The sequence below is a fragment of the Rhizobacter sp. Root1221 genome (genome assembly GCF_001425785.1).
Classification (GTDB): domain Bacteria; phylum Pseudomonadota; class Gammaproteobacteria; order Burkholderiales; family Burkholderiaceae_C; genus Rhizobacter.
Genome location: NZ_LMDI01000045.1, coordinates 161,231 through 174,416, shown reverse-complemented (window position 1 = coordinate 174,416; position 13,186 = coordinate 161,231). Strand labels below are relative to the sequence as shown.

General features: G+C 69.2%; 13 protein-coding genes. 6 read left to right on the top strand and 7 right to left on the bottom strand.

Annotated features, from left to right (window positions below; all coding sequences use genetic code 11):
- Positions 1 to 7: 7 nt before the first annotated feature.
- From ASC87_RS25010 to ASC87_RS24985, 6 genes are all read right to left on the bottom strand, one after another.
- Positions 8 to 781, bottom strand: a complete 774-nt coding sequence (locus ASC87_RS25010) for an ABC transporter permease (RefSeq protein WP_056669251.1) — start codon at positions 779 to 781, stop codon at positions 8 to 10.
- Positions 782 to 790: 9 nt separating this feature from the next.
- Positions 791 to 1,627, bottom strand: a complete 837-nt coding sequence (locus ASC87_RS25005; RefSeq protein ID WP_056669248.1) for an ABC transporter permease — start codon at positions 1,625 to 1,627, stop codon at positions 791 to 793.
- A gap of 4 nt (positions 1,628 to 1,631) precedes the next feature.
- Positions 1,632 to 2,708, bottom strand: a complete 1,077-nt coding sequence (locus ASC87_RS25000) for an ABC transporter substrate-binding protein (protein WP_056669242.1) — start codon at positions 2,706 to 2,708, stop codon at positions 1,632 to 1,634.
- A gap of 25 nt (positions 2,709 to 2,733) precedes the next feature.
- Positions 2,734 to 4,353: a porin gene (locus ASC87_RS24995; RefSeq protein ID WP_056669235.1), complete on the bottom strand. Its 1,620-nt coding sequence runs from the start codon at positions 4,351 to 4,353 to the stop codon at positions 2,734 to 2,736.
- A 253-nt stretch (positions 4,354 to 4,606) separates the two neighbouring features.
- Entirely contained in the window at positions 4,607 to 5,962 is a 1,356-nt protein-coding gene (locus tag ASC87_RS24990; RefSeq protein ID WP_056669230.1) for an LLM class flavin-dependent oxidoreductase, read from the bottom strand.
- A 167-nt stretch (positions 5,963 to 6,129) separates the two neighbouring features.
- The gene (locus ASC87_RS24985; RefSeq protein ID WP_157604343.1) at positions 6,130 to 6,960 is read right to left on the bottom strand and encodes a class I SAM-dependent methyltransferase; all 831 of its coding nucleotides are present in this window, start codon (positions 6,958 to 6,960) and stop codon (positions 6,130 to 6,132) included.
- 222 nt (positions 6,961 to 7,182) lie between these two features.
- Here ASC87_RS24985 and ASC87_RS24980 point away from each other — a divergent pair, with 222 nt between their 5' ends.
- Positions 7,183 to 7,785, top strand: a complete 603-nt coding sequence (locus ASC87_RS24980; RefSeq protein WP_056669224.1) for a nitroreductase family protein — start codon at positions 7,183 to 7,185, stop codon at positions 7,783 to 7,785.
- A 7-nt stretch (positions 7,786 to 7,792) separates the two neighbouring features.
- On the opposite strand, the gene ASC87_RS24975 is transcribed toward ASC87_RS24980, so the two are convergent.
- Entirely contained in the window at positions 7,793 to 8,080 is a 288-nt protein-coding gene (locus tag ASC87_RS24975; protein WP_056669219.1) for a hypothetical protein, read from the bottom strand.
- A 292-nt stretch (positions 8,081 to 8,372) separates the two neighbouring features.
- On the opposite strand from ASC87_RS24975, the gene ASC87_RS32165 reads away from it, so the two are divergent.
- The 5 genes from ASC87_RS32165 (at position 8,373) to ASC87_RS24950 (ending at position 13,157) form a co-directional block, all read left to right on the top strand.
- Complete coding sequence (locus tag ASC87_RS32165; protein WP_056669215.1) at positions 8,373 to 8,810, top strand: DNA-directed RNA polymerase subunit alpha C-terminal domain-containing protein; 438 nt, start codon at positions 8,373 to 8,375, stop codon at positions 8,808 to 8,810.
- On the top strand, positions 8,777 to 9,763 hold the full coding sequence (locus tag ASC87_RS24965) for a D-2-hydroxyacid dehydrogenase (RefSeq protein ID WP_056669207.1): 987 nt from the start codon (positions 8,777 to 8,779) through the stop codon (positions 9,761 to 9,763). The genes ASC87_RS32165 and ASC87_RS24965 overlap by 34 nt, the downstream gene beginning before the upstream one ends.
- 89 nt (positions 9,764 to 9,852) lie before the next feature.
- Positions 9,853 to 11,610 carry a twin-arginine translocation pathway signal protein gene (locus ASC87_RS24960; protein ID WP_056669205.1) on the top strand — a complete coding sequence of 586 codons (1,758 nt, stop codon included), beginning with the start codon at positions 9,853 to 9,855 and terminating at the stop codon, positions 11,608 to 11,610.
- A gap of 236 nt (positions 11,611 to 11,846) precedes the next feature.
- On the top strand, positions 11,847 to 12,272 hold the full coding sequence (locus ASC87_RS24955; protein WP_056669201.1) for a hypothetical protein: 426 nt from the start codon (positions 11,847 to 11,849) through the stop codon (positions 12,270 to 12,272).
- 204 nt (positions 12,273 to 12,476) lie between these two features.
- A complete protein-coding gene (locus ASC87_RS24950) occupies positions 12,477 to 13,157 on the top strand; it encodes a DUF1326 domain-containing protein (RefSeq protein WP_235582280.1) in 681 nt (226 codons plus the stop codon).
- Positions 13,158 to 13,186 lie beyond the last annotated feature (29 nt).

Here is a 13,186-nt window from a genome sequence, read left to right as displayed (position 1 = left end):
CGGCGGGTCAGTGGGCGGCGCGGCGCCAGTGCAGCGCGCGGGCTTCGAGCCGGCGTGCCACGCGGTTGAGCACCGTGCCCACGGCGCCGATGGCGAGCATGCCGAACACGATCAGCTCGACGTTGAAGGCCGCGCGCCCCTTGATGACGATGTTGCCCAGCCCGTGCCCCCAGTTCGCCAGCAGGAACTCCGACCCGATGGTGGCCACCCAGGCGTAGACGAGCCCGAGCGTCAGGCCCGTGGCGATCTGTGGCGATGCGGCGGGCAGCACCAGCCTGAACAGCACCTGGCGCCGGTTGAAGCCGTACACCCGCGCCACCTCGGCCTGCGCCGCGGTCACGCCGCGCACACCCTCGAAGGTGCCCAAGGCCACCGGGTACAGCGCCGACAGCGAGATGAACACGAGCTTTGACAGCTCGCCATAGCCGAGCCACGTGGACAGCAGCGGCAACCATGCGAACAGCGAGATCTGCCGCACCGTGTGGAACGTGGGCCCGATCAGCCGGTCGGCGCGGCGCGACACCCCGAGCAGCGTGCCGAGCGCCACGCCGCCGGCGCCGCCCAGCGCGAAGCCGGACAGGTCACGCGCGAGGCTGAAGAGCACGCCTTGCCAGAAGGACGGGTCGGCGACGGTGGTGATCGCGGTGCGCAACACACCGGCCGGCGGCACGACCAGGCGGGTGTCCACCCAGTGCAGCGACGTGGCCAGTGTCCACGCGGCGATCAGCACCGCGGGCAGCACGAGGCCACGCGGGTCGAGGGAGCGGGTCGGTTCGGTCATGGGCACTTCTCAGAATGCGGCGCGGCGCCAGGTCTGCAACGCCGCCTCGGCCCAGCGCAGCAGCAGGTCGAGCACCACGCCCACCGCGCCGATCAGCAGCATGCCCACCACCACGAGGTCGAGCTGGGCAAGCTGGCGGCCCCACACCATCAGGTAGCCGATGCCTTCGCTCGATGCGAGCAGCTCGACGAACACCAGCGTGAGCCACGCCTGCATCACCGCCTGGCGCAGCCCGTTGAAGAGGCTGGGCGCGGCCGCCGGCAGCACCACGCGGTGCACCACCTGCGGCAGGCTGAACTGGTACACCCTGGCCACCTCCAGCAGCGTGTGCGGGATGTTCGCGATGCCCTTCAGCGTGTTGACCGCCACCGGCACCACCACCGCGATCGACACGGCCGAAATCTTCAGCGCCTCGTCGATGCCGGCAAAGATGATCAAGAGCGGGATCCAGCCGAGCACCGGGAACTGCGAGACCACGTCGAACGTGGGGCGCACGTACGCCCGCACCGTGCGCGACAGCCCCATGGCGAACCCGAGCAGCAGCCCGGCCGAGCCGCCGATCAGCAGGCTCCACGCCACCCGCGACGCGCTGATGGCCAGGTGGTCCTGCAGTTCGCCGGACGCCCACAACTCGGTGAGCGATTGCCACACGAGCGACGGCGGCGGCAGGATCTGCTCGGGCAGCCACTGCCGCTGCACGGCAGTGACCCACAGCGCGAACAGCAGGGCCGGCAGGATCGCGCCCGAGGCGACGTGGCCGATCCGTTGCAGCACCTCGCCGGACGCGAGGCGCCCGGGCCAGCGCGGCAGCGCCGGAACGGACGAGGACGTGGTGGTGGCCTGCATGGGGTCAGGCGAGCTTGCGGCCCGGCACCTTGACCTGGCCGTTCGCGTCTTCCTGCGGCCAGAAGTCTTCGAGCTTCAGTTCCTTCAGTGCGTTCTGGAGGTACTTGGGCTCGATCCAGCCGTCGATCGACACGTCGCGGCGAACGAGCTTGTAGCGCTTCACCTCCTCGATGGACTTCTGGATGCTGGACACGTAGTACTCGTCGAGCAGCGGGTTCTGGCGGTCGCGCAGGTCGCGGGTCTTGTCCCATGCGGCCTTGTAGTCGAGGTAGGCCGTGCCGGACGTGGCCCACAGCTGGTACTGGCGTTCGCGGTTGGCTTCCTGCGAACTCCAGTGCGCCACCTTCACGAGGCGTGTCACCAGCCGCTGCACGAGTTGCGGGTACTTGCCCTCGAACGCGTCGGCGACCCACACCGTGCCGGGGCGCGTGATGTTCGGGTCGTCGACGATCTCGTGGATGCGGCGCGCCACGCCGCGTGCCTCCAGGTCGAACGGCGCGCGCACGGTGCCGTCGATGTCGCCGGTGGACAGCGCGGCCAGCGTCGAATCGCCATCGAGGCTGATGACACGGAAGTCCTTGTCCGACAGCCCGAACTTCTCGAACCAGCGGTTCAGCGTGAGCTGGGCAGCGGTGCCCTTGAACGTGGCGATGCGCTTGCCCTTGAGCTCGGCGAGGGTCTTCGCACTCGACGCGGCCGGCACCACGAAGTAGCTGTCGCCCCCGCGGCCCGACGATGCGATCACCTTGTGCTTCAGGCCGGTGGACCGGCCCACGAGCACCGGCAGGTCGCCGTGGCCGAAGCCGAAGTCGACCAGGCCGTTGGCCAGCGACTCGTTCAACGCGGGGCCGGCGCCGGGGAAGAACTTCCACTCGATGCGGATGCCGTCGGCCTTGAACTCCTCGTCGATGGCGCGGAGGTGGTGGGTGTTGGCGATGTACGAGCCGCCGATCAGCGGGCGGCCACCGGTGCCGGCGCCGGGAAACCCGATGCGGATCACCGGGGGTTTGTCCTGGGCGAACGATGGGCGCGACGCGAAGGCGAGCGCGCCGACGGCGGCGGAGAAGGTGCGACGTTTCATGGGGATCTCGTGAGGAAGGTGGGGATCAGAAGCCGTACTGCAGCTGCACCTGGATGCCGTGCTGCTTCGCGGGCCGGTCGGCCGTCGCACCGGTGGCGGGCAGGTCGTTGCGCTGGATGAGGTAGTTCGCCTGCAGCTTCGTGGTCTCGGCGAAGAAGGCGTTCAGGCCCAGCGTGGTGATGCGGGTCCTGTCGCCCACGATCTCGGCCCGGGTGTCCGCATCGAACTCGTCGAAGCGCAGGAAGGCCTGGTACGACTTGGGCCAGTAGTCGTCGTACTTGGCAAGCGTCTTTTCGCTCGCCAGGAATTGCTCGCCCCACGTGTAGCCGAAGTTGACGTACTGGCCGCGCGACTTCTTCCGGAACGTGGGCGTGGTGTCGGACGCGGTGGCGGCGGGCGTGGTGAAGGTCTCGTCCTCGCCCTGCGCGAACTCGTAGGCGATGGAGTAGGGCAGGTGCGTGTAGTTGATGTCGAAGCCGGTTCGGCGCGACTTGCCCACCTGCACCACGGCGTTCGACGTGGTGTTGACGAGGTTGTTGAACCCCTCGTAGACCGACACGCCGAACTTCAGCTCGCGCAACCAGCTGTTGTAGTCGGCCGGCACGGTGAAGGCGGCGCGGCCCAGGAAGTCCTTGCGGCCGTTGTTGTCCGACTTGTTGGGGCCCGAGCCGTTGACGATGCCGGCGGCGTACTCCAGCAGCGCGACGCGGTAGTTGTTGGTCCAGTCCACATCGACGAATGCGTCGCCGCGGTAGATCAGGCCGATCTGCCGCTGGTTGATGCCACTCAGTGCCGACGTGAACAGCGCGGACGTGATGACGGGCCGGATCTCCTCGGTGGTCTGCGCCTCGAGGCCGAACGGCACCTGCTGCTGGCCGAACGTCAGCGTGCCCTTGCGGTCTTCGGAGCCGCCGTTGGTGGGCTCGAAGCTGTAGGCGATGTTCGCGTTCGTCAGGTTGAACTGCGTGCCGCCCGACGAACTTGTTCCGAGCGTGCGCGAGGCACTGGTGGCGGTGCTGGGGCTGCCCGCGAAGTTGCTCGCGGTGGTGAATCCGAGCTGGTACGTGAGGTTCTTGCCCTCGGCGTAGTCGCGGTACAGGTTGCCGGTGAACGACAGCGTCACGGCGGGCACGTCGAAGCTCGTGTGGCGGCCGGTGGCCTGCGGCGTCGTGTTGCCGCCGGTGGCGCCGTTGGCCTGGCCCGCGGCCACGCCGGGATTGAACCAGTTGCCGCGCAGTTGCACGGTGCCGCCGATCCGCGTGTTGCGCGTGACACTGGCACGGTTGCGCTCGGCGGTGCGCGACTGTTCGTACTTGTAGTTCTCGAGGTCGGTGCGAAGCCCCAGCACGTCGGCTTGCGTCGCGGGGGTGTTGGCGTCGCGGGTGGCCTGGTCCTGTTCGGGCGCGGGTGCGGGCGGTGTGGCGGCGGCGGTGACCGGTGTGGGTGCGGGTGCCGCTGCTGGTGCCGGCTCGGGCTCGGCCTTGGCGGCCGCCTGGGCCTTCGTCAACTCGATGAGCTGCTGGACCTGCTTGCGCAGCTCGTCGATCTCTCGCTTCAGTTGTCGGGCCGACTGGGCGTGGACCGCCGGGCTCGACAACGCGAGCACGAGGGCGCCTGTCAGGGCTGTCTTCTTGTTTGCGGGCACCGGGGAAACTCCTGGGATCGGGTGGGGGTGTCGTCTCCTTGATTGCAGATCGCGTGCCACGCAAAAACCGTGGATTGGCGCGGGTTTGCGGGCGATCTGGGGTCGGGTCTGCTGCGGTGGCAGCACCTGCCGGAGGAGGGCATGTTGTTTAAGGAACAGCATGTCGGGATGTGGGCAAAGTCTGGTAGCGCACACGATGGCCACAGCCGCGGCTCCTCGGGGCAGGGGCCCCGGCTTTCGCCGGGTGTGTGATTCAGGCGGCCCTGGTGCGGCGGGCCAGCGTGAACTGGTTTTCCGGTCGGTCGAGGCCCAGGTTCTCGCGCAACGTCTTGCCCTCGTAGGCGGTCCGGAACAGGCCGCGGCGCTGCAGTTCCGGCACCACCAGGTCCACGAAATCGTTGAGCGACTCGGGCAGCACCGGCGGCATCACGTTGAAGCCGTCGGCCGCGCCGTTCTCGAACCACGACTGGATTTCATCGGCGATCTTCTGCGGCGTGCCCACCACCACCCAGTGGCCGCGGGCGCCGGCCAGGTACTCGTACAGCTGGCGCACCGTGAACCGCTCGCGGCGTGCGAGTTCGATCACCACCTGCTGGCGGCTGTTGCGGCCTTTGGGCGGCTCGGGGTAGTAGGGCGGCGGGGCGTCGAGGTCCCACTTCGTCAGGTCGTCGTCGGGCCAGAAGTGCGAGATGGTGTTGAGGCCCACCGATGGGTGGATCAGCTTCTGCAGGTCGGCCCACTTGGCCTGCGCTTCCTCCTCGGTGCGGCCGATCACGGGCGAGATGCCGGGCAGGATCAGCAACTGGTCCGGCCGGCGGCCGTACTTCGCGAGGCGGCCCTTCACGTCCTTGTAGAACGCCTGCGCTTCGGCGAGACTCGTCCACGCGGTGAAGATGGCCTCGGCGGTGGCTGCTGCCAGCTCGCGTCCGGGCTCGGATGAACCTGCCTGCACGATCACCGGGTAGCCCTGCGGCGGGCGCTCCAGGTTCAGCGGTCCCGACACCTTGAAGTGCTTGCCCTGGTGGTTCACGGCATGCAGCTTGTCCGGGTCGAAGTAGACGCCGCTCTGCGGGTCCCGGGCGAACGCGTCGTCCTCGAAGCTGTCCCACAGGCCCTTGACCACGTCGATGAACTCGTGGGCGCGCTCGTAGCGTTGCTCGGGGTCGGGGTGGGCCTCGAGGCCGAAGTTGCCGTAGACCCGGTCGGACCCGGTGGTGACCACGTTCCACGCCGCGCGGCCCTTGCTGATGTGGTCGAGCGACGCGAACTTGCGGGCCAGCAGGAACGGGTCTTCATACGTGGTGGATGCTGTGGCCACGAAGCCGATGTGTTTCGTGACCGCCGCGAGGGCAGACCAGAGCGTGACGGGTTCGAAGTACGAGACGCGGCCCTGGCGGCTGAACGAATCGCGGTCACCGCGGTGGGCGACCCCCGGGCTGTCGGCCACGAACACCTGGTCGAACAGGCCGCGCTCGGCGATCTTCGCGACCTCGATGTAGTGGTCGATGTTGACGCCGGAATCGATCTGCGAGCCGGGGTGCCGCCAGGCGGCGATGTGGTGGCCGGTGGCCATGATGAATGCGCCGAGGCGCAGTTGCCGTTTGCTCATGTCTGTCTCTCCGTGGGGGATGGATGGCGCTGGACGCGCATTCCTTCAGCGCAAGCGGTGTGCCAATGCGAACAGCCCTTGCGCGGCTCCCTGGTGTTGCGGGAGAAGCAATGTCTGTTGCGCGGCCGACAGCGGCGCGGTGGTCCGCTGTCTCCGCAGCAGCGCGTTCACCGGGCCGCGTTGGCCGGCTTGCGGAACTTGAGCGTCATGCGATCGCTCTCGCCGATCGCGAGGAACCGCTCGCGGCCGGTGTCGCCCCCACGCAGCGTGGGGGGCAGCGACCACACGCCGTTCGGGTGGTCGTGGGTGTCCAGCGGATTCGCGTTCACGTCGCTGCGGCCCACGAACTCGAAGCCCGCGGCGCGCGCGTGGGCGATGACCAGCTCCTCCGGCACGTAGCCGCTGGCGATCACGCGGGCGAGCGGCGTGCCGGGCGGCGCACGGTGCTCTTCCACGCCCAGCACGCCGCCGGGCTTGAGCACCGCGTGGAAGGCCTTCAGCGTGTCGTCGAGGTGGCCCGCCTCGATCCAGTTGTGCACGTTGCGGAAGGTCAGCACGAGGTCCGCGCCGCCCGGGGGGCTGATGTCGGTGAACGCCTTGACCGGCAGGGTGCCCAGCACGACGCGGTCGTACGTGGCCGGCGCGGCGGCCAGCTTCGCGGCGAAACGCGCCCGCGCCGTGCGCGCTTCTTCACGCGGATCGTCCGCGGGATAGTGCGCCGCGTACAGGTGGCCCTGGTCGCGCAGGTAAGGCGCGAGGATCTCGGTGTACCAGCCGGCCCCGGGGGCCACCTCGATCACCGTCTGGCCGGGCGCCAGGCCGAAGAACGTGAGGGTCTGCAACGGGTGGCGTGCGGCGTCGCGCGTGCGGTTCGCCGCGCCGCGCTGGGGGCCGTCGAGCACGGCGGCGAGGTCGGCCGCCGAGGCGGTGGCGGTGCCGAGCAGGAGGGTGGCGGTGAGGGCGAACAGGGACAGCAGGCGGGCAGGGCGGGTGGTCATGGGCGGGTCCGATGGCAGTGAGGTGACCCGGGTCGCGCAAGCGCCGTACCAACGCGGCCGGGCCCCGGCTGTGGGTTGGCCAGCAGCGGTGCACCGGTGGTGTTGGATCCCCGGCACCTTGCTCCGGCCGCACTGCGCGTTTCGCAGCAGGCGCGGTGCGGTCATGGCACGGGAATCGCTACGATTGGAGGGCGCATCCCGCGCGATCACCGATCCGTTGCCATGACCCAGTCCCTTGCCCGCGAAACCACCCACCCCATCGACCCCCTCTTCACCACCCGCTGGTCGCCTCGCGCCTTTTCGGACGCGGTCATCGACGTGCCCACGCTGAACACGTTTTTCGAGGCCGCACGCTGGGCGCCGTCGGGCTTCAACGCGCAGCCGTGGCGCTTCGTGTTCGCGCGGCGCGACACGCCGGCGTGGGCACCGATCTTCGAGACCCTGTCCACCTACAACCAGGGCTGGGCCGCCCGCGCATCCGCGCTGGTGGTGGTGCTGTCGCGCACCGTGTGGCTGCCGCCGGGCAAGACGGAGTTGCAGCCGGTCGCCTCCCACTCATTCGACGCCGGCGCCGCCTGGGCGAGCCTGGCGTTCCAGGCCACGCTGTCGGGCTGGCATGCCCATGGCATCGGCGGGTTCGACAAGGACCTGCTGCGTGCCCGCCTGCAGGTGCCGGCCGACCACGCCCTCGAGGCCGTGGTGGCCGTCGGCAAGCTCGGGGACAAGTCAGTGCTGCCCGAAGCCCTGCAGGCGCGCGAAGCCCCCAACCAGCGTCGGCCGCTGGCCGAGCTGGTGGCGGAAGGTACCTTCGCGTTCGAAGGCTGACCAGGCGTCAGTCGGTTCGGCGCCGGCCGTAGACGGGCCTGGCCGACTTGAGCGGCGGCGGCAGCGGCAGGTGCCGGCCCGCCTGGTGCGCCCTCACGGCAGCGTCGATCTGGGCGTCGAAATCGCTGTCGAAGTCTGCGCTCAGCAGGGCGTCGCTGATCAAGGTGCTGCCGCGGTTGGCGCGGATCCATCGGTAGCGGTCTGCGTCGGTCAGTGGAAGGGCCTCGGCGGCGTCGGCCACCGTGCGCAGGTACGAGTCGTGCAGGGTCTGCACGCGCTCGTTGTGCGCTGCCATGTCCGGTCGGACCTCCGCACCTTCGGGCTTGTTGCCTGGGCGGTGCATGTTGAACTCCCCTGTGCGTCGGTGGCCGCCTGGCCTCCCGATGGTTCCAGTATCCGCACGCTGCCGGGCGGTGGTGTAGGACGATGCCTCGTCCCGGCCCCCTCATGCGTGGGGGCGTTCGGCCAGTTTTCACCCTCGCTGCCGGGTCATGCAGAAAAAGCGACGCGCGCACGTGGTCGATGGCGTGGTACGCGGATTGCTCGAACGGCCCGATGAACCATGTGGCCTGAGGAGAGGAGTGCCGATGCTCAGCGAAAAATGTTCGCGTGCGGAAGACCTGCGGGCCAGCGGCCGTTCGGTAGCCGACATCGCGGCCGAACTCCACGTGACGCGCCAGCGTGTGCGGCAGTTGCTCGCCTCGGCCCGCGCGGAGCGGCTGCGCCAGGTCAGCGACGATCCCTTCTTGCGGCTGAGCGCGCGCACGGCCAATGGGCTGAAGGCCGAGTTCCTCTACGTTCGCAAACAGCTGCTCACCGTGGACACGGTTGCCGAGGCGCTGCACACGGGCCGGTTGCGCACGGTGCGCAACCTCGGCAAGAAGAGTGTCGAGGAGATCGAGCGCTGGCTCGAGTCCGTCCAGGCCGACGAGGAACGCGACTTGCTGGAACAGGTGACCGACCCACCTTCATTTGCCCACCCGCAGCCGCCATGTCCCAGACCCTCACCCCGATCCGCCAGCTGACCCTTCTCCACCCGCTGCCCGACGCCGAGTACGCGCGGCTCCACGCCGCGGTGCCCGAGGTGCGTTTCGTGCGCGCCGACACCGCCGCCGACTGGACCGGTGCCGTGGCCCACGCCGACGCCGTGCTGCTGGGCCACCAGGGCGTGACCATCGACGACCTGCTCGGCGCGGCGCCCGGCCTGCGCTGGATCCAGACCGCCTCGGCCGGTGTCGACCGCGTGCTGACCCCGCGGCTGCGGGCGAGCCCGGTGGTGGTCACCAACGCGAGCGGCGTGCACGCCGTCAACATCGCCGAACACGTGCTGGCCCTTCTGCTGGGTTTTACACGCCAGCTGCCCGCACTGCGTGATGCGCAACACCGGCAGGCCTGGGCCACACCGCCGCTGCCAGGCCTCTTCGAGGCCGAAGGCCAGACGCTGCTGGTGGTGGGGCTCGGTGCCATCGGTGGAGCCGTGGCGCGCAAGGCCGCGGCCCTCGGCCTGAAGGTGACCGCCGTGCGCCGGGATCCGCACGGCGACGGTGTGCCGGGTGTCGAGCGAACCGTGGGCCTCGACGCGCTCGACGACGAACTCCCGCACGCCGATCACCTGGTCATCGCGTTGCCGCTCACCGCGGAAACCCGCGGCCTGTTCGGGGCCGAGCGCCTCGCGCGGCTCCGGCCCGGGGCTTACCTGTACAACATCGCCCGTGGTGGCATCGTCGATACGGGGGCGCTGCTGGCGGCGCTGCAGTCGGGGCATCTCGCTGGCGCGGGCCTCGACGTCACGGACCCCGAACCGCTGCCGCCCGCGTCGCCGCTGTGGCGCCTGCCGCAGGTGGTGATCACGAGCCACACGGCGGGCCTCACGCCCAACAGCGCCCGCCGGCTTGTCGACATCACGCTCGACAACCTGCTGCGGGTGCGCGAGGGGCGGCCACTGCGCAACGTGGTCGATCGCGCGCGGGGGTACTGACGCGGGGCAACGCCTTTCGCACATCGATATGCACCCCTGCGGGAACAGGAGTTGCGCCAAGCCGGGTCCACCCCCTTCCTGGAGACCCCATGGCTGATTTCCCGACAGGCGATGAACCGAAACCCGCACGCCGCCAGTTCCTCGGTGCCACGGCCGCACTGGCCGTCGGTGGTTCGGCGGCCGCCGCCGAACCCCGGGCGGCGGACGGCGCCCCCGACCTGTCGCCGCTGCGCGAACGCGGCGGCGACCTGAACCAGCAGTTGCGCCGCAAGACCCTGAAGGTGCGGGTGGACCGCGCGAAGGCGAACTACGACGAGCCCATCGCGCGCCACCCGACCAACGGCGACGAAGACCGCTACCCCAACAAGATCGGCAGCGACACACGCGGCCTGCCACACAACACACGAGGTGAGGTGGACCTCGCCGCCTGGGGCCTGCTGCGCCAGGCGATCGACACGCGCCAGCAGGCGGACTTCGAGCGGGTGCCGCTGGGCGGCACCCGCAAGCTCGTCAACCCGCTCGGCACGCTGGCGGTGAACCTGGAAGGCATTTCGCCGCCGCAGATCCTGATCCCGCCGCCCCCCGTGCTGGCGGGCGCCGAGCGGGCCGCCGAGGCGGTCGAGGCCTATTGGCAATCGCTGCTGCGCGACGTGCCGTTCCACGCATACCAGGCCGATACCCAGCATCCGCTGGTGCTTGCAGCGGCACGCGAGATCGATGCGCTTCGCGGCTACACCGGCCCGCGTGATGCCAACGGCCGGGTCACGCCCCCGCTGCTGTTTCGCGGCACCGCGCGTTACGTGGACCGCTCGGACCGCTCCGGTTCCACCCCGCGCCACGTGGTGCCGCCCGGCGTGCTGGACGGCCCGTACATCTCGCAGTTCCTGCTCCGCGACATCCCGTACGGCCCGCAGTTCATCGCCGGCCAACTGCGGCCCCAGAAGCCGGGCAGCGACTTCCTGGCCGACCCCGCCGAATGGCTGGCGAACCAGGACGGCAAGGCGGCCACCCGCCGCCTCGAGTTCGACACACAGGTGCGGTACCTCCAGTCCGGTCGCGACCTCGCCGAATACGTGCGTGGTGGCGCGCCGGGCTTCTGGGGCGCACTGCAACTGCTGTCGACCGCCCGCAGCAGCAACCCGCTCGTGGTGGGGGGCTTCGGCGCCGCGCTGAACCCGCGCAACCCGTACCTCACCCTCAAGACGTCGGCGTCCGCCGCGGCCTCGTGGGGCACCGGGTACATCCAGGGCCTGCTGACCACTGCGACGTCGCGCAACATCCGCGCGAACTACTGGCAGAAGTGGTTCGTGCAGCGCACGCTGCGGCCCGAGGCGTTCGGCGGGCTCGTGCACCAGCGCCTGGCGAACGGCGTGTCGGCCTATCCGCTGCATGCGGACGCGCTGGGATCCGAGGCCATCGCCCGAAGCTTCGCGAAGTTCGGCACGTACCTGCTGTCGAGCGCGTACCCCGAAGGCGCGCCGAACCACAGCTCGTACCCGGGCGGTGCTTCGTCGAACGCCGCGGTGGGCGCCACCATCCTCAAGGCCTTCTTCGACGAGAACCACGTGATCGCCGACCCGGTGCAGCCGGACCCGTCCGACCCCGCGAAGCTGATCCCCTATGTGGGCCCGCCGCTGACGGTGGGGGGCGAGTTGAACAAGCTCGCCACCAACCTCGGCACTGGCCGCAACTGGGCCGGCATCCACTGGCGTTCGGACGCGGCGTCGTCGCTGCCGCAGGCCGAGGAAGTGGGCATCGCGTTGTTGCGCGACGAACGGTTCACGTTCCACGAGGCCTTCCAGGGCTTCCGGTTCACGCGGTTCGACGGCTCCGTGGCGGAGATCTGACCGGGCGGGCAGGCATCACCCCGGCGGCGCTTGTTGTCGTCGGACGCCCCTTGCAACTCGAGCTTGTGCGGCAGCATCTCAACGAGCCGGCGCTGCGGCGAGTCACACAGGCGTGGGCAAGGGCACTGAACTTCGTCGAGAGACCACAATTTGCCACGGGGATATGCCGTCCACTTGATTCCAAATCGGCCGCAGAGCACCAAGATGGGACAACGTACGTCGAGAAGGACCCCATCATGAGTGACAGGCGTATCCTCATCGTGGCGCACCGGACCGCGGCTTCGCCCAAGTTGCTCGCCGCGGTCGCCGCGCGGGCCGCAAGCGGGCCGTGCGCATTCACGCTCCTGGTCCCCCGGCCGTATTGGGACCCGGACACCGAGGAGGCGGCCATCACGCTCGAGCTCGCGATCCCGCTGCTTGACGCAGCTGCGGGCTCGCATGTGCAAGGGATCGTCGGGGCCACCGACCCGTACGAGGCCGTGCGCCAGACGCTCGAGCGCGAGAAGTACGACGAGGTCATCGTCTCGACGCTGCCAGAGCGGATCTCCCGGTGGCTGCACCTCGATCTCGCCCACCGCATCGAGCGGTTCGGTGTGCCCGTGAGTGTCGTGACGGCGGATCAGGCCGAGCGCAACCTCTCGCCCGGAGCCGGGTCCGGCTGATCGGACGGCGAGGGCCGGTCTCCTGGCTGATCGTGTCAATCGGTGTTGCGCACGGCCTGCAATCGGCGGATAGTCAAGCGACCGGGTACATCTCGGGCGGCTCCATCAGGCATGCGCCAGCGTGCAGCAAGTTGGTTGCTGGCGTCTCGCATTCTTGCGGGCTGAGCGCGGCAGGATGTAACGGCGGCACGGGGCGGCACGGAAATGCCCGCCGCGATCGCAGCATCGCATCTGACAGGAGACGAGATCATGGCACAACTAGCGAACTGGCGCCTCGAAGGCGAATGGCTCAAGAACTGCACCTGCGCCTACGGTTGCCCCTGCGATTTCAACGCGAAGCCGACTCAGGGTTATTGCAAGGGCTTCTTGGGCATGCGCATTGCGAAGGGGCACTTCGAAAGCACGCGCCTGGACGGCTTGACCTTCTTTGCAGTTGTCCACTTCCCTGGCGCTCTGCACGAAGGCAACGGCCAGTTGCAGCCGATCATCGATGAGCGGGCCAGCCCGGAGCAGCGCGAAGCCTTGTTCAAGATCATGTCAGGGCAGAACTCGGCGGAAGGGACGCTGTTCCACATCTGCAGCCTCATCGTGACAAAGATGCATGAGCCGATCTTCGCTCCGATCAAGTTCGACTTCGACAAGGCTGGCAGGACCGCACGCCTGGTCATCCCTGGTGTGCTCGAGACCGAGGTCGAACCGATCAAGAACCCGGTAACCGGCGCTGCGCATCGCATCCAGGTCGTGATGCCCGAGGGCTTCGAGCACCGCGAGGGCGAAGTGGCCTCTGCCAACATCCGCAGTAGCGGTGCCATCAAGTTCGAGACGCAGGGCAGCCACAGTACCCTCGCGCATGTCGTTCAGACGCCGCAGGGCGTGGCAGCCTGATGAGGTTCCTGCAGCCGCAGGGGTGATCA